This window comes from Marinoscillum sp. HNIBRBA16962 (genome assembly GCF_057801515.1).
In genome coordinates this window covers 5,405,170-5,423,485 of record NZ_CM173603.1, presented here as the reverse complement: position 1 = coordinate 5,423,485, position 18,316 = coordinate 5,405,170, and the positions used below count along the sequence as shown (strand labels likewise).

General features: G+C 42.9%; 7 protein-coding genes. 4 read left to right on the top strand and 3 right to left on the bottom strand.

Annotation, left to right across the window (positions count from 1 at the left end; genetic code table 11):
- Positions 1-79: 79 nt before the first annotated feature.
- The 3 genes from AC3E9V_RS22555 to AC3E9V_RS22545 all read right to left on the bottom strand — a co-directional run bounded on the left by AC3E9V_RS22555 (position 80) and on the right by AC3E9V_RS22545 (position 5,852).
- The gene (locus AC3E9V_RS22555; RefSeq protein ID WP_488750432.1) at positions 80-3,388 is read right to left on the bottom strand and encodes a DUF5107 domain-containing protein; all 3,309 of its coding nucleotides are present in this window, start codon (positions 3,386-3,388) and stop codon (positions 80-82) included.
- Positions 3,385-4,776 (bottom strand): sugar porter family MFS transporter, encoded by a 1,392-nt coding sequence (locus tag AC3E9V_RS22550; protein WP_488750431.1) that lies wholly within the window; start codon positions 4,774-4,776, stop codon positions 3,385-3,387. Before AC3E9V_RS22550 ends, AC3E9V_RS22555 begins: the two co-directional genes overlap by 4 nt.
- Positions 4,777-4,928: 152 nt before the next feature.
- Positions 4,929-5,852: an AraC family transcriptional regulator gene (locus tag AC3E9V_RS22545; RefSeq protein ID WP_488750430.1), complete on the bottom strand. Its 924-nt coding sequence runs from the start codon at positions 5,850-5,852 to the stop codon at positions 4,929-4,931.
- A 408-nt stretch (positions 5,853-6,260) separates the two neighbouring features.
- On the opposite strand from AC3E9V_RS22545, the gene AC3E9V_RS22540 reads away from it, so the two are divergent.
- The 4 genes from AC3E9V_RS22540 to AC3E9V_RS22525 all read left to right on the top strand — a co-directional run bounded on the left by AC3E9V_RS22540 (position 6,261) and on the right by AC3E9V_RS22525 (position 18,316).
- Positions 6,261-9,680 (top strand): VCBS repeat-containing protein, encoded by a 3,420-nt coding sequence (locus tag AC3E9V_RS22540; protein ID WP_488750429.1) that lies wholly within the window; start codon positions 6,261-6,263, stop codon positions 9,678-9,680.
- Positions 9,681-10,121: 441 nt separating this feature from the next.
- Positions 10,122-13,205 carry a SusC/RagA family TonB-linked outer membrane protein gene (locus AC3E9V_RS22535; RefSeq protein ID WP_488750428.1) on the top strand — a complete coding sequence of 1,028 codons (3,084 nt, stop codon included), beginning with the start codon at positions 10,122-10,124 and terminating at the stop codon, positions 13,203-13,205.
- 24 nt (positions 13,206-13,229) lie between these two features.
- Positions 13,230-14,741 (top strand): RagB/SusD family nutrient uptake outer membrane protein, encoded by a 1,512-nt coding sequence (locus tag AC3E9V_RS22530; RefSeq protein ID WP_488750427.1) that lies wholly within the window; start codon positions 13,230-13,232, stop codon positions 14,739-14,741.
- 218 nt (positions 14,742-14,959) lie between these two features.
- Positions 14,960-18,316 (top strand): glycoside hydrolase family 2 TIM barrel-domain containing protein, encoded by a 3,357-nt coding sequence (locus tag AC3E9V_RS22525; RefSeq protein ID WP_488750426.1) that lies wholly within the window; start codon positions 14,960-14,962, stop codon positions 18,314-18,316.

Here is an 18,316-nt window from a genome sequence, read left to right as displayed (position 1 = left end):
CTTCCTTACTGCTTAGCCGCAACTTGAGAAAGTAGAATTAGTCATTTTTCATGAAGGAAGAATAACATTCTTTATGGTTTTACACCACTTGACCTTCAATCACCTTTTTATGGGCAATTGCCCCAAGGTGAGCCTGTTCTATTTCCAAAACCTTGCTTAGCTTGATTTCGGATTCATTGAAGTTTTTCAAACCAAGCTGACCCAGGCCGATCAAGTAAAGACAATGAATTTGATTTCTTTTATTCAGATCGTCTTCCCATATCATCAGGTCAGGCAGTGAAACGGCGAAGTAATCAATCTTAATAGTATCATTTAAGTGTTCCTCGCCATATCTGATCAGTTTTTTAAATTTCATATTGGCCTTCTCGGTTTCATTCAACTGGAGTAATGCCAATCCCTGGTAGAAGATCTTATCCGGGTGTTGATCATTGTAAAAAACAGCAGCGTTTGGTTCATCATTTCCCAGGCTTGCTTTTTTCCAGCATTCTTTTGCTTCGTTAGTTTTGCCCATTTTATTGAGTATAACTCCCATCCAATAGTAGATGTCGTTTTCCTGTGCTCCGTATAGTTTGCCTTCTCCTAAGTTATGAGGGTAGTCTAGGGATTGCTTGATAAAGTCCATTGCCTCATTATATTTTGAGCTTTTCAGCGCTTCCTTTGCAAGAAAAATTAAGGTTGCCACATATTGGCCTGTCACCTTGCCTTCTCCTCCCTCCCAGGGATGGAATTTTCGGTTTTTTAAAAGGTCGAATGCTCTTTCATGGTCGCCCCGAATGTTGTATAAAGCAATCCTCTCCAGGTAAACATCATCCCGGCTTTCAACCAGTTCCGGATGCTTTTCCAGAAATTCTAAACGGCAGGAAATATCTTTATTCATTCGTTTATACAATTGATCCAGCTCCATAAAGATCCGGGCATCCTTTTGATCCAGCGAAAATGCTTTTTCAAGGTGTTCTAATGCTAATTCTTCCTGGTTGAGTTTATTAAAATATCCAAGCGCCAGGTTTCTGAATGCTGTGGGGAATTGAGGATCTATTTTTACCGAATCCTCCCAGCAGGAGATGGCATCCTGGTATTGTTTGGTATAATACCAATAGTTGCCCAGGTAGTAATATGCTTTAGCATCGGAAGCGTTAAGCTTAATGGCCTCTCTTAAAGCAATTACAGATTCTACCTGGTTTGGAAAACAATAGGACGGATCTGCACCAGAAGCTTTTTGAAAATAGTTGAGCGCTTCTTCCTTTTTGTTTAAGCTGGATAAGAACCAACCTATATAATATAATGCCATTGGATAATTGGATTCGGATAGTTTTAATCCTAATTCCAACAATCCAATCCCTTCTTCATAAAACCCGGCGCCAGCGTAATCCAACGCGTATTCTATATAGTTATGGATATTGTTCCGAATAAGGTCTGTAAGCCCCTGTCTGTCTTCTTCAGAATCAGTAATCAGATATTTCTCATATAAAATACCAAAATTAAATGCGTCACCTGAAATAGATTCATCAGCCAATTGTAAAGCCTCAGTGTTTTTATCCAGTTTTCTCAGGGTAATGGTTTTCAGATGCAAGGCTTTTTGATCATGGATATTTCTTGCCAGTGATTTGTTGACATGTTCCAGGGCCAAAGACCAGTTTTTGTTTATGCAATCAATCTGGGCTACTGAAAAGTATGCCGGATTTTGCCAGCCGGCATTCCATGCGGCTTTGTAGAAGTAGTCGTATGCTTCATCAATTCTTCCCTGGTATTTTAAACACAAACCCAGGTTGTACAATGGCTCTCCGTCGTATGGATTAGGGTTTTTTTCTATTAACCTCTCAACTGCTTGCCTAAAGTATTTTTCAGCCTCTTTAAATTTTGCTCGCCTCAGCAACCAAAGCCCCATTGCATTGTTGCTTCGAATATCCTGAGGATCTCTGCGCAAGGCTTCCCCGTAATAATCTACCGGATTGTAGGTAGCATGTCTGTATTGCTCAATGTGCTGACCGGTCAGGAATAATTGTTCAGTCAATTTGATGTCTGATGGTTCTAATGCAGGTTTGGCTGGTTCGGGAATATCACTTCCATTCGGCCCTTCCCATTGCCAGGCGACCAGCTCCGCATTGTTTTTGTCAGAGACAATAACTTTTAATGATTCAATGGAGATGCCATTAGAAAATTCAATTTTTTTGCAGAATGAGTTGCCGGGAGAAGCATCATATCTTTCGTTGAATAATGTGTTTTCCCCACTCATTAACATTACCTGGCAATCCGGATAAATACCAGTTGTATAAGCTTTTATGATGATTGAATTTCTATCTACCTCCATGTTTACCATGGCATTTTTTGTAGCGTTTTTCACTACTCCCAAATCCCGGTACGGCATAAAATACTGGACAAATTCCCGCTGCTCATTGGGCATTATCCACGAAAAATCAGGCTGATTATCCGTATATACGCCACACATCAATTCGATATACGGGCCATCTTCATCGGTAAGGTTTCTATCCCATGCATGACCGAAATCACCATTGCCCCAGGTCCACTGCTTTTTCCCGGGTGACACATGGTGATTGGCAACATGAAGAACTCCTCCCTTGGTGTCATTTTCATATCCACCGACAAAATCATATTTAGAAGCAACCGCCATATAGGAAGTAGGTACCGGAATGTTTTTATATCGTGAAATGTCGGTACCCGGTGAATAGTCAACCTTATAATAGGTTCCTTTCGCGATGGGAAATGTTGAGACATCCCTTTTTCCATGGTCAAATACGGCATTCACATCCGGAGGAAAAACCGACTGATACTCATCATTGACTTTTACTGCAGGGTTTGCCCACCAGAGAAAAGTCTGAGGGAAAGGCGTGCGGTTATACAGCTTCACCTTAATCTCCAGGTATGATCTGTCAGGGTATAGCGTAAAGCCGGCCATCCCTTTCGTACGGAACATTCGTTCCAACTCGCTGCACCAAACCGTAGCGCTTCCGTCCTCATTTTCCTCTAAACAGAAATCTACCGGATCAAATGTGGTGGGACGATGGTGTTGGGGCCAGTTAAACTCAATCCCTCCCGAAATCCAAGGGCCTGTAAGTCCTACAAGGGCGGGTTTTATTACCTGGTTATAATAAACAAAATGCCTTTGCTTGGTCTTATCATAAGCCATTTGTACCCTGCCGCCGATTTCCGGGAGGATCATGATCTTGACAAAATCGTTTTCCAGGTAAACAGCGGTATATTCTTTATCGATTTTTTCGTCATGTATTTTTTCAATGACCGGGTAGGGATACACGGAACCACTGCTTCCCTGGTACACTCGTTTTTCAATGAAAACAGGATTTTTCTCAGGCTCTCCAATTGTGTAAGTGGGAATAACTATTTTCTCTTGCCAGATACTTACTTTTTTCATTTTTCTTGCATTAAGATCTCCTCGATTTCTTCCAGTGTTTTATTCTTCGTTTCGGGCAGTTTTTTAAGGATGAAAATAAACCCAACCAGGCAGATCCCGCTGTAGACCCAGAAGGTGCCCGATGTATTAAGCGTCTTATTAAGATACGGGAATGTCAACACCAAAAGTGAAGATGATATCCAAAGGGCCAGTGTAGAAATTGACATGGCCACACCCCTGATCTTATTGGGGAAGATCTCTGATAATACCACCCATGTTACGGGCGCCAGCGACATGGCATAAACGGCTATGGCTGTAACCACCAGGATTAACATAGGCCACCCGTTAAAATTTATGAAATAAAACCCGCCCAATACGATATAAATAATTGTCAGGCCTCCTGCGCCAATGAGCATCAATTTTTTTCTGCCCAGTTTGTCAACATACCGCATAGCTACAATAGTGAAAACAAGATTTACGCTTCCCGTTAACACGATATTAAAAAACATGTCATTGATAGAATATCCGGCAGATTGAAAAACTTCCTGGGCATAGTTGAATATGATGTTTATCCCGCACCATTGCTGGAAAGATGCCAGGACGATACCGATGATGAGTATGGACAAAAATCTTTTATTTGTGAACTGTTCCTTTGATAACTTTATTCGATCGGATGAAAGCGTTTTTCGTATTCCGGCCAAAGTATTTTCAGCGTAAATTTGACCGCCTATCTTCCTTAAGATTTTTGTTCCCATTTCATCATTTCCCACTTTTAATAAAAACCGCGGGCTTTCAGGAACTAAGAGCATAAAGATGAAAAACAGGAATGCTGGAGCTAATTCTGCCCAAAACATCCACCTCCAGCCGTATTGTCCGTTCCAACTTGTCAATATTTCGTTATTTGAAGATAGCTCGGGGATTTTTTCGGCAATGAGCATGTTGGTTATCTGGGCAGCCAAAATCCCCACGACGATGGTCAATTGATTGATAGAAACAAACATGCCCCTTATTTTAGCCGGGGTCACTTCTGCAATGTACATCGGAGACAGCGTGGATGCTATGCCGATCCCTATCCCTCCGACTATTCTGTAAAGGATAAACATGGAAAAGCCTGTAGCGGCACCTGTCCCGTATGCCGATATGATAAAGAGCACGGATGCGGCAATTAGTAGCTTTTTTCTTCCATAGCGATCCGAAAAAGTGCCTGCAATAATCGCCCCGGCAATACATCCTACCAGCGCACTGCTCATCGCCCATCCTTGCAGTCCCGGACTTTTGGAAATCCCAAAATACAATTCATAGAAAGGTTTTGCTCCGCCGATCACTACCCAGTCATATCCAAAGAGAAACCCTCCCAGAGCTGCCACTGAGCATATCGACAATAAAAAAGTGTAATTATATTCTTTCATGTGAAATACAAAAATAGAAGTAATGATAGCTTTAATACATGGATATTTTTTTTGAATGAATGGATTATAATATGATATACCAGTGTATTGTTGTATTGCTGGTTGCTAACTACCGGAACACCGATTACAGATCATCGATTACCAAATACCCGTTAATGCTTGTACTCTGAACGATATTGGAGCGGTGAAATATTCATTGTTTTTTTAAACAGCCTGGAAAAATACAGCGGGTCTTCATAGCCCAGAGAAAAGCTAATTTCTTTTACGCTCATATCCGTAAAACTCAAATACTGGCAAGCTTTCTGTATTTTGAGGTGATTGAAATAGTGAATGGGTGAGTATCCGGTTTTCTTTTTAAAAAGTGAAAAGAAATGAGAATTGGAGTAGTTAAAATGGCGAGCAATTGCATCCACTTTGAGAGGCTGATCCAGGAGTCCTTTCATGTATTTAATGGAGCGGGTAACAACATCTTCCTCAGCTTTTTCTTTTCCTATTTCTCTGAAATAGTCATTGAAAATGAAGGACCCGATTAGTTGCCATAGAGATATATTTACAAATTCCATGTTACCAGAACTGTACCCATCTTCCAGCACATCCATTAAATTCTCAAATAAATTAACACGTCTTTCTTCAAATGAAATAGATCTTGCGTCAATCGCATTTTTTTTATTGAATTTTCTGAATAAATTTTCAGCTTGTGGACCTGTGAAATGTAGCCAATAAATGCTCCAGGGGTCTTTTTGAACGGCATAATAAGCGTGTCTTACTTCCGGTGGAATGATGTAAAATGAGTTAGGCTTTAGCTCAATTTTAGTATCCATTACATTGATGACACCATGACCTTCCATGCAGTATATCAATATATATTGCTTGCTTCCGTTTTTCCTTTCCCGAAAATGAAATTTGGCATGGGGAAAAAAGCCAATGTCGGTCACATATAATTGATTGATCAGACTGTTTTTTTTTATGGAAGTCAGGATTTTTCGGGGAAGAACGATCATTCGCTGACCAAGGAAACCGGCCTTTAATCTGGCTTCAAAATCGTTATGGTCATTTTGTATGCCTGAGTGAATCATTTTTTGTCATTTATAGCAAGTGCGTGTGCAGAATTCGTGAAAGGAAAATATACCGTAACTTGATTGTATAAATCATACTATTATCCATAAGATCAAAAATTATGTCCATAAACTCAAGTCAAACTAATTGGTACTTTTGAATCGTAGCTAATATAATAAATGAAATATAATAAGTAAAACACCAGCTATTTTCGTGTATTTCGAGAAATTTCTCGTGATACTTGATGATTTCAAAAATACTTGATCTTATGGTTACTTCGAAAATCGAGCAATATGATACAATAACAGAATAGTAGAATAAGCTATAATAAACTATAATAAACATAACCCCGTATCAGGGATCTTTACAGTTTAAGACATTGAGTTTCATAAAAAAAGAATCCTAACTTCACCAAGTCCATGAGATACATGAGGTACATCGAAAGAAAAACTCAACTCCTGACTGCTATTTGTAGTGTGGTGATTTTTTCGAGGTGTACCGACGGCAATGAAGAATTACAGCTTTTTACATTATTACCTTCTACACATACCCAGGTGACTTTTTCAAATCAGCTTCCGGAAAAAGCTGAATTTAACATTGCGGAGTATCTGTATTATTATAACGGAGGGGGAGTGGCAGTAGGTGACGTAAACAATGATGGGCTTAAAGATATTTTTTTTACGGCCAACCTGTTACCTAATAAGCTTTACCTCAACAAGGGAAACTTTGTTTTTGAAGATATTTCCAAAGCCGCGGGAGTAGAAGGAATAGAAGGCTGGTCTACCGGGGTGGCTATGGCAGACGTAAATGGTGATGGCTATCTGGATATCTATGTATCCCAGCTTGCAGGTTATAAGGACTTCCAGGGAAACAATCAATTGTTTATAAATAGTGGTTCATTGGAAGAAGGAAAGGTAAGATTCACCGAAAAGGCAGAAGAATATGGGGTGGACTTTAGCGGTTTTGCTACACAGGCTAGTTTTTTTGATTATGATAACGATGGTGACCTGGATCTTTACCTTCTCAATCACAGTGTCCACCACTCCCGAAACTTTGGCCCTTCAACAAAAAGATATCAGCATGATCCTAAAGCTGGTGATAAACTTTTACGAAATGATCTGAGTGAGAAAGCCGGTCGTTTTGTGGACGTTACGCATGAGGCAGGGATTTACGATAGCCCGATTGGCTACGGACTGGCTGTCATGCCAGGAGACTTTAATAACGACGGGTGTATCGACCTGTTTGTTTCCAATGATTTTCATGAGAACGATTACCTCTACATCAACAATTGTGACGGGACCTTTAAGGAAACCCTGGAACAGTCTATGGGGCACACCAGCCATTCCTCCATGGGCAACGATGTGGCCGACTTTAACAATGACGGCCTGCTGGACATAGTGGTGTTGGATATGCTGCCAGAAAAGGAGGAAATACTCAAGAAGTCCGTTGGCGAGGAGCCTGAGAATGTTTACGATATCAAGATCCGTAACGGATATCATCCACAGCTAGCCAGAAATACACTACAACTCAATCAGGGCAACGGATTGTTTTCGGATATAGCCCCGTTATCGGGGGTTTATGCGACAGACTGGAGTTGGGCCCCTTTGCTATGTGATCTTGATAACGATGGCCATAAGGATATGTACATCACCAATGGCATTGTAAGAAGGCCGAACGATAAGGATTATATCAAATTCAAGTGGCAGCTGGTTTACTCGGAGACTCAAAATAAAAGCGACAAAGAAATCAATGAATTCATTGAGAACAAGCCCGAATTAAGCCCTACGCTAATAGATAAAATGCCGTCGGAGAAAATTCCAAACAAGGTTTATCAAAACAATGGTGATCTTACTTTTACTGATAAAGGTGAGGAATGGGGAATGAACCAACCTGTGTTTTCCAATGGAGTGGCTTATGCTGATCTCGATAATGATGGCGATCTGGACATGGTTATGAACAACATTAATCAGGAGGCATTCATTTACCGGAATAATGCGGACTCCATCACTCAGAATAACTATCTGCAGGTACAACTGATCGGAGCAGGAAAGAACACAAGGGGTATTGGTGCAAAAGTGATCCTCAAGGTGGACGGGCAGTTGTTATACCAGGAGCAAATGCCCGTTAGAGGGTTTCTTTCTACCGTAGATGAAGTTCTTCATTTTGGTGTTGGTAAGCACGAAATGGTTGATACACTGAAAGTCATCTGGCCTGACAGAAAAATGCAAATTCTGACCAATATCCAGTCCGGAAAATTGGTAAAGCTTAATCAAAAGGAAGCCTCACTTGAATATCACTATCCGGTGCCCGAAAAAGAGTCACTTTTTTTTGAGGACATAACCGAAGACTTTGAAATTGATTACCGGCATAAGGAAAATGAATTTGTGGATTACGACTGGCAGTTCCTTATGCCGCATAAGCTGTCCACCGAGGGCCCTAAATTAGCGATAGGTGATGTCAATGGAGACATGCTTGAAGATGTTTACTGCGGTGGGGCAGCTTACCAGGCTGGTCAGCTTTTCTTGCAGAATTTAAGCGGGAAGTTTGTTAAGAGCTACCAGATTGATTTTGAAAGGGATTCATTGCACGAAGATGTTGGGGTGGCGCTTTTTGATGCGGATGGAGATGGGGATCTTGACCTCTATGTGGCCAGCGGTGGAAATGAATGGAGTATTACTTCCGAACACCTTGAAGACCGGCTGTATATCAATGATGGAAAAGGCAATTACCTTAAATCTGCAGGCCAGATACCCAGAGGGTTGATCTCTAACGGTTCTTGTGTCAAACCAGCAGATTTTGACAGAGATGGGGATCTTGACCTTTTTGTGGGTAGTCGCTCAGTGATAAATCATTATGGGATAAGTCCCAAAAGCCATCTTTTGCAAAACAATGGGGAAGGTGTTTTTGAGGATGTAATCGAGGCAGTCGCTCCCCAGCTGACACGTATCGGAATGGTGACCGATGCGGTATGGATTGACATAGATCAGGATCAACTGCAGGATCTTGTCGTGGTGGGAGAGTGGATGCCTGTATCTATATTTAAAAACACCGGAGAGAAACTGACCGAGATCACGAATTCGGCTGGGCTGGCCAAAACCAACGGATGGTGGAATTGTGTCACTGCTGTTGATATGGATGGTGATGGAGATCAGGATCTCATAGTAGGGAATCTGGGATTAAATGCAAAAATAAAGGCTTCTCCAAAGGAGCCGGCTTCCATTTATATCAAGGACTTTGATCACAATAATGCACTGGATCAGATTTTATGTTTTTATAAAGATGGAGTCAGTACACCATTTGCTACTTTAGATGAACTGGTGAAGCAACTTCCATCCTTGCGGAAGAAATTTCCAAGCTATAATGCTTATTCTAAGGTGCAGACCATCAATGATATTTTTACTGACGAACAACTGAAAGGCGCTACAGTCAAAAAGGCGTATACGTTTGAGTCATCATACATTGAAAACCTTGGTGATGGGACCTTTCAAATGCATCCGCTCCCTTTAGAGGCCCAGTTTTCACCGGTATTTAGTATACATCCGGAGGATTTTGATCGGGACCATTATCCAGACCTGCTACTCGGTGGAAATTTTCATGGAGCTACTGTAAATCTTGGGCAATACGACGCTGGTTATGGAGTGATGCTAAAGGGCAATGGTGACGGGAGTTTTGACCTGATTCCTCTCATGGAAAGCGGATGGATGGTAAAAGGTGAGATCAGGGACATTAAGAAGATCAGATTAGCGGATAGAAGTGTACTGCTGTTAGTGAGTTGCAATAATTCGGGTATGAAGATTTTTGAATGGAAGACAGAGGGGTTGCCCAAATCTCGTGTGGATCCATTTTAGTTAGCACATTTTTTACCCTTACGGGTTACTACTATATCAGCCCGACTGATGTCTTACCAGTTGCCTAATTTCTTTAGCCTTCCAGGTGTTTTGGTTTTCATAAGATAGCTGGTTTTATCAGAAATCTAATTAATCAAAAACATGCAGAGCCTCTTCCGGGTAAATCTCTCAATTAAATCATACTATTGTCCATAAATACAAAAAATATGTCCATCCTATTCATCTCACCTATGTGTACTTTTGAATAGGGTCTTTGTGAATTGCATAATTTGATACTTCTATGTGTTTATCGTATTTAATTGATCATCTGATAATGTCACAATAATTATGACTTTTAGAAATATACGGATTGAATTCAGTATTGCAGCGAATAGTTTGGATGTTGTAGTGTGGATAATAGAATAAACCATAATAATATTTAAAGTTTAAAATTTACAGCCTATGAAGAAGAATTATTTACTAATCATTTTTGGTCTCTTTAGTGCGATGACTTTGAGTGCGCAACAAAGAGTTACCGGAACAGTAGCTTCATCAGAAGATGGGTCAGGGTTACCAGGGGTTAGTGTCCTGCAGAAAGGAACGACCAATGGGACTATAACGGATGTGGACGGGAATTACTCTCTCGAGGTACCTGAGGATGCCACGTTGGCATACAGTTCCATAGGGTATCTGTCTCAGGAGATACCCGTAAATGGCCGTTCTGTTATTGATGTAACGATGGAATATGATGTGACGGAGCTTGGAGAAGTTGTAGTAGTGGGATATGGAACGACGACCCGTAAGGATTTAACAACTTCTATATCCAAAGTGGATCCGGCTCAGGTATCAAAAGCAGCCAATGCCAACATAAATGATCTGCTGGTGGGGCGAGCACCAGGTCTGCGGGTAACTCAGGAGAGCGCTCAGCCAGGCGGGAATATCAATCTTACTATAAGAGGGCGGACCGAAGACCCGCTGATAGTAGTTGATGGCGTACTTGTTCCTTATAGCGGACTTGAGCCAGGAGTTAATTTTTCGGAGATTAATAATGTAAACCGTGGTGGGTTGGCCGGTCTGAACCCGAGTGATATTGAATCCATTGAAGTATTAAAAGACGGTGCGGCATCCATGTACGGTATTGGTGCTGCCGGTGGAGTTATTTTGATCACTACCAAGAAAGGGAAAAAAGGCGAGCGGATAAACGTAGGCTATAATGCCAGCCATTCCTTCCAACGCAACTACCCTTATATTGAGCCTCTGGGCCCGGTGGAATACATGCAGCATTTCAACCGGTATACTCAAGACCTGTATTTGTCAGACAGTTCGATGGTTCCATTTGGCCCCAGGCCGGCCGTTGGCGTTCCTATGCCATTTAGCCAGGCAGACATGGATGCCGCAGCTGCGGCGGGAGCCACAGACTGGGTAGATTTTGTTCTTAGAGATGGAAGTGTAGACAACCATTCAGTGAGCATTAGCGGAGGTACTGAAAAGGTCACATATTATTTTTCAGGTAATTACTTCAACCAGGTGGGTACGGTAGAAAACTCAGAGATGAGAAAATTCAATGGGAGAGCGGATCTGTCCTTTCAATTGGCTGATTTTCTGAAAGTAAGTACCAATATCATAGCCAACAGAAACAATTTTCTAAATACGGTTGCCGGTTGGCAGACAGGTGGAGCCGGAGCTAATGGGTTTACCGCCCTGCAAGCTGCTCTTTCCTACCCTACATATTTGCCAGTCAGAGATCCGAATACAGGCGAACTTACACGTTTCCAACTGAGAGGCAATCCCATAGGCTTGCTTGATATGGATGATGAAACGGAGTATAACTCGCTATATGCCAATCTTTCGTTGGACTTTACGATCATACCCGGGAAGTTAACGGCAAAAGTGCTGTATGGGAATAATTATGAAAATTCCCTCCGGAATTTTTTCATTCCTTCCACCACTAACTGGTTTGACGATTACCGTGCCCGGGCTTCCCTGGACTGGAGAAAAAGACAACAGCAAACGATGGAAGCCTATGCCACATTTACAGATGATGTCTCAGACTTCCTTAATGTTAGCGTAGTAGCTGGGGTAGGTCAGTACATCAATGATCAGTTTGGTTTTGGCCTTCAGGCCACAGAGATGCTGGATGCCATTAACACCACCAATGTGGGGGCGGGTCAGGGAGCACCTATAGTGAACTCCGATAAGGACAAAAATAAGAAAAGATCCTATTTTACTCGAGGTACCTTTTCGATCTTGGACCGATACATTTTGTCAGGATCTTATCGTTATGATGGGTACAGTCAGTTTTTCCCGGACCAAAAGTATAACGGGTTTCCAAGTGCTTCTTTGGCATGGAAGGTATCCAATGAGCCGTTTTTCAGTGACTTATCGGTGTTTAACCTGTTGAAACTTCGTGCGAGTATAGGGACGTTGGGCAATGCAAATTATAATGCCTATGGCGCATACACACCGGATGGTGATCAGGTGGGCTTTGACGGAGGCCAAACCACCTTTGTTCCATACCTGATTACCCGGCTGGATAATCCTGATCTTAAGTGGCAGAAAACTGTGAATAAAACCATAGGATTGGACTTTGGTCTTGTCAATAACCGTATTTCCGGATCATTGGATTATTTCAGGGAAGATGTTACGCGTATGCTGGTGGTGGTAAATGCTCCTGCCTTGTCTTTTCTGGGCACCCAGTTTGTAAACGGCCGACATCAGGTGCGTGATGGGATAGAATTTGGGCTTAATGCTGAGCTCATCAGCAATTCTGATTTTACCTGGAATGCTACGGCCAATCTTTATAACTATACCCACAGGTGGGAAGAGCGACATGAAGAGGATGATCTGCGTGCTCATGAAGGGATTAAGGATCCTGTCAATGTGATCTATGCTTTTGAGACCGATGGTATCCTGCAGCTAGGCGAAGAAGCTCCTGCCTGGCAGCCGGAAAATGCTACGGTAGCAGGTTCGCCGATATTTGTTGATCAGAACGCTGATGGTACGATAGATTCTGCTGATGTGAAGAAATTCAATCAGCTACCCAAGCTATCATTGGGCTTTGGTAGTAACTTCAGGTACAAGAATTTTGACCTTTCCATATTCCTTTACGGACAGTTTGGCGCTTACCGCAATAACTTCAGTTTGGGCTGGACGAGTTCCAGGGGAATAATCAATTCCGAATCAGCGGGTACACAGGATATGGATTTGATCTGGAATTCTGAAAATCCTGATGGGACTTTGCCAGGGATTTCCTATCAGGAGTCGACCGTGGCTATAGTGAATGAACTCGGAGTAGGAACCGATGTACGTGTTACCAAGGCCGATTTTGTCAGAGCAAGAAACATTACGCTGGGTTATACTTTTACTTCTCCTGCCGTGAGAAATATAGTCAGTGATCTTAGGGTTTATATTGATTTCCAGAACCCGTTCATTTTCACAAAATACAAAGGGGCGGACCCTGAAGTGGCGGCTCGTGGTGTAAAAGGAGCACCAGCACCTTATCCGATGATAAGGACCTATTCTGTTGGTATCAATGCAAATTTTTAAATAAGGATTTTAAAAAGTATCGCAATGAAAAAGATAATATTTATAGGAGGAATTTTAGTGTTACTCCTTACAGTGTATAGTTGTAAGGAAGGTCTGGAATCTGAGATATTTGGAGAGTTGAATCCTACCACGTTTCCATCGACAGAAAGCGAATATGAACTATATACCATGGAAGTGTATGTGCCATTTTCTGTAAAATGGCCGTACAATGATGGAGGAACAAAGTATCATTTTTTTGGGCTTGAGGAAGGGCATGTCCAGCTATTTGATGCACCCACGGACCTGATGGCCATCTTCACTGACTGGGGAGATGGAGGCGTGTTATGGGATGCGAAGAGCCGGGGCAATTTTGCACCTTTTGTAGGGCAGGGAAGAAACCGTGCTCATTTTGAGAAAGTCCGGTTTATCACCCGTACTACTACGATTATTGGCGACCTTGAGGCAGCTCCAGATGACATTTTCATAAGTGTAGACAAGGGGCAATTGATCGGGGAGGCCCGTCTGGCAAGGGGTTGGGCCATGTTGCTTTTGTTGCAAATGTATGGTCCCGTTCCCGTGATCCTGGATCCGGAGAAGGTCGGTGATGCAGAAGCAGAGGCAAACCTTGTTCGACCTTCCAGAGATGAATATGTAAGTGCAGTTGAAGCTGATCTTCAGTTTGCTGCGGATAACCTGCCGGTGAGCCCGGAACAATACGGAAGGTTTAACAGGGGGCTGGCGCTGACTGTATTGATGCGACTCCACATGAATGAGAAAAACTTTGCAGATGCTGAAACTGCCGGAAGAGCGATCCTGAATATGGGGGTTTACGACCTTGTGGATAATTATGCAAGTCTTTTCAGGGAAGCTACCGACCAGAATAGTGAAACGATCTGGGCGGTCACTAATGACCCATCATCACAGGGTAGAGGTTCAAATGGTAACTTTAATGCTTATCAATACTATTGCCGTCCGAGTAATTATCCCGGCAAAGGAGGCTGGGGAAGGGTCTTCGTAGCTGATTGGGGCTTTTATGATTCCTTTGATCCTGCGGATGAGAGGCGGTCTCTGCTGGTGGACAGTTATATAACCGTCAATGGGGATGGTGATACCACTGTACATGACCGGAACTCGTCTCTGGCAAGAGGTGCTATCTTCGATAAATATCCCCCTGAAGGAGACGGAGCTTATCAGGCTGCTGATGTGGTCATTGCCCGTTATGCGGATGTACTGTTAATGCTTGCTGAGGCGATCAATGAGAATAATGACGGCCCTACAACAGAAGCTGTAGATCTGATCAATGAAGTGCGCGACCGGGCTGGTATAAGCTTGTATGCACTTACAGATTTCTCCTCCAAAGATGAGTTTAATGATGCCATCCTTCAGGAGCGGGCATGGGAACTTTATTTTGAAGGGGTGAGGCTTCCGGACCTGGTCAGGCATGGTGAATGGCCGGATGCGCTTACAGGAGTGCCGGGAAAAACACCTGGACCGCCTACTTTCCCCATTCCTCAATACGCTGTAAATGATGGCGTTGCTCAGAATCCGGAATATTGAAATTGATCTATTGCGGATTCAGTTGAGCTTTAAGTTGTTTATATAGGATTATTTTAGCCCGGATCTGCTGTGGATCCGGGCTATTTTATATAATCTTCAAGGCTCTAAGGACGCTAGAGTCAAGTCAACGTTTAAATGACGGGTAAGGCGGCGGTAGGTTTTAAGATAGGGCGGGATCATTCTTTTGTAGTATCATTCAATAATAATAAATCTTTGTAGTGAAGCACTTTCTCTTTGGTATAACTATTCTCCTCACCTTCACTAATCACCCCCTTCTAAGCCAATCCGGTTCAATTGAAATCCCGGACCACGACTTTTGGCCCAGACCTGAAATTATTCCCATACCAACCAGGATAAGCGATGTTGAAGATCCCGTGATATCCTTAAATGGAACATGGTTTATAAATACAAAGCCTGCTGACCAATATTGGAAAGAAGATATTAACTCAAAGGACTGGAAAGAAGTAATTATTCCTTCATCCATTGAAAAACAGGGAATAAATATCAGAAGAGGCCAGGAATATGCCTATAAAAAGAGCATCACCATCCCACAAGACTTCAAAAACAAAAGGATCATCGTTCGCTTTGAAGGAGTGACCGGCACTGCTAAAGCATGGATCAACGGAAATTTCCTCAAAGAGCACTACGGTGGTTTCAACGTCTGGACATGTGACATCACGGATTATGTAACGCCGGGCCAGGGAGCTTTGCTGACCGTAGGAATAGTGGATGAAGAACGCGAGCTTTCCACCTCGTCATTTAACCATGGTGGCATCATTCGAAGCGTGAAATTGATGGCGGTCCCGCAGAATTATTTTACGAGGTTCAATGTGGAAACGGATCTTGATGATAATTATAAAAATGCGGAAATGAAGGTCTGGATCAGAGTTGCATTTAATGAAGGGAAAAAGGCTAAGGCCAGATTGATTCTAACAGATCCTGCTGGAAATAATGTTGACATGAATGAAAATCAAATCAATCTAACGAAAGAACGGCCGGAAAAAATTACGTCTTTTCATGTCAATGACCCTTTGAAATGGGATGCCGAACACCCCAATCTTTACACACTAAGATTGGAACTAATTGAGAACGCTGAGGTCGTTGAGGTGCTCACCAAAAAAATCGGCTTTAGAGAGGTTGAGATCCAGGGTAGAAAAATGCTGGCTAATGGCCGGGAAGTGAAACTGCGAGGGGCCGGACGATTCGATAGTGATCCTGATTATGGAAAATACCTTTCGGATGAAAAGGCATGGGAAGAAGTGAAGATGTTGAAAGATGCGAATCTCAACTTTGTCCGACCGTCTTGTTACCCCGCCACCAATGCCTACCTTGATGCCTGTGACAGCCTGGGCTTGTACGTTCAGGTGGAGAATTCTGTCACTTTTACGCGGGGTACCCAGAAAGACACTGCACATACAGCACAATACTTGGATCAAATGGCCGAAATGATCGAGGAAGTGAGGAGCCATCCCAGTATTATCATTTATGAATTGGCCAATGAAACCTACTGGGGCATCAACATTACCAAAACCTACGAGTATGCCAGGGCAGAAGACCCTACTCGCCCGGTGATCTATAGCTGGTCCCAGAGTGTGCCTTCGGGGGTGGATTGGCCCTATGAGATCTTTAGTTATCACTATCCGGATTGGGATGCTGATCTGGGCTCACCGGGAGTGGCGGTTTTCAACAGCGAGGCAGTCCGGCCCCTGCCGGAAGGTATGCCCGTGCTCCATGACGAGTTTGCCCACGGATCTTCCTATTATCAGGAGTCTCTGGCCCGTGATCCGGGAATGAGAAATTTTTGGGGCGAGAGCATCAAAGTATTTTGGGAGCGAATGTTTGCGACGGAGGGATGCCTGGGCGGGGCGATGTGGGCCATTGTGGATGAAAATGCATTTGGGTCATGGGCATTTGAGTGGGGAGCCATCGACCTATGGAGGCGCACCCGTCCTGAGTATTGGCATATGAAAAAAGCATATTCACCGGTCAGGATCACTGAAAAAGCATTTGAAAATCCCGGTGCAGGTAATACACTGATCATCCCGATTAAAAACTGGTACGATCACACCAATTTGAATGAACTGGATGTTTCGTGGAAAGTGAGAGATGCTTCTGGCCAGTTGAAAGGGCCAGACATCATGCCTCACACTGAAGGGTCGCTGGAAATTCCCTATACCAATTGGCAGGACGATGACCGGCTGGAATTGACATTCACAGATCAGTATGGTCAATCCATTGATCAGTATCTGCTGGCAATTTCTCCAAGTGAAGTTTCCTTTCCCGGACCCTCTGGCTCAGCTCCAAAGATTAAGCAGAATAAGGACGAAATAACGATTAGCGGAAAAGACTTTGAGATTGTATTTGACAAAAAGAACGGCTTGATAAAGAGCGGGATTTATAACAGTCAGCTCCTTCTAAAAGGAGGGCCATATTTTCACCTAACCGGTGGTGAAGAAACAGGGGAATGGGTTCTGAAAGACATTGAAGTGCGCAAAGAAAAAGATGAGGCGGTCATAAAAATCTCAGGTTTTAATGATCCTGTAGAAATAAACTTTGAAGTAGGGATCGATGGTGCGGGTTTGATCACGACTAACTATGAACTTGTCAGGTTTGGAGTTGATGCTCCGGAACCCAGAAAGAAACCCTGGAACGATCAGGATGCCGGAGGTTTTCAGGAAGTTGGTATTTCCTACTTGTTGACAGCAGATATCAACCAGTTGGAATGGAATAGAAACGGATTGTGGACATATTATCCGGAAGATCATATTGGTAGAAATGCAGGAAACGCAAAGCGGACACATGCAGGAAATGAAAAGGTGTTTGGTGAAAAACCTGAAAGGCCATGGTCTCAGGATGAAAGGGATTTTAGTGTGTTTGGTCAGTACGACATTGGCGGCAGAGGAACGAACGATTTCAGGAGCATGAAAGAATATATCAATGATGCTACTGCGATCAGTTCTAGTGAAAACGTAAGAATAAGAGTAGAGTCCGATGGAACTGAAGCCGTAAGACTGGAAGTTCAGGAAGACAAAAAGAATATCATTACGATGGGCAGTGATGCGATAACATTAAAAGGGAACTGGGCCATTTCTGCGGATAGTATATCCTATTTTGGGTCACAGGAACTGATGAGTACCTCGGAAGGTGATGAAATGACTTTTTCATTTCGGGGAAATGGTTTTGCCTGGATCGGAACAAACGACAGGGGGTTGTCCGCTGCACAGATCTATATTGATGGGAATTTAGTTGAGGAGAATTTGAGCTTTTTCAGCAGAGGAAAATCCCCCAATTCCATTTTATATAGCAAAGAAGGTCTCGAAGCTGGTTTGCATACGGTAAGGATTGTGGCCCAAAAACGATCCTTTGGCCGCACTGAGGAAGATAAGGTAGCCATTCCCGTTGGCGCTTTCAAAATACTGGATGGCAATTCGGGCGGAGAAGTGTTGTTGATCATCAACAATCAATGGAATTACACAAAAATGGGGCTTGGGAATTACATGAAACCTCCGATATACCTGGAGCCTGGTTATAAAAATCAGGTGCGCATGAGAATGATTGGTGAAGTAAAGAGATAA

What these genes read in the sequence shown, in the direction of transcription:
- AC3E9V_RS22555 (WP_488750432.1), bottom strand. Translation starts at nt 3,388, where the DNA reads ATGAAAAAAGTAAGTATCTGGCAAGAGAAAATAGTTATTCCCACTTAC.
- AC3E9V_RS22550 (WP_488750431.1), bottom strand. Translation starts at nt 4,776, where the DNA reads ATGAAAGAATATAATTACACTTTTTTATTGTCGATATGCTCAGTGGCA.
- AC3E9V_RS22545 (WP_488750430.1), bottom strand. Translation starts at nt 5,852, where the DNA reads ATGATTCACTCAGGCATACAAAATGACCATAACGATTTTGAAGCCAGA.
- AC3E9V_RS22540 (WP_488750429.1), top strand. Translation starts at nt 6,261, where the DNA reads ATGAGGTACATCGAAAGAAAAACTCAACTCCTGACTGCTATTTGTAGT.
- AC3E9V_RS22535 (WP_488750428.1), top strand. Translation starts at nt 10,122, where the DNA reads ATGAAGAAGAATTATTTACTAATCATTTTTGGTCTCTTTAGTGCGATG.
- AC3E9V_RS22530 (WP_488750427.1), top strand. Translation starts at nt 13,230, where the DNA reads ATGAAAAAGATAATATTTATAGGAGGAATTTTAGTGTTACTCCTTACA.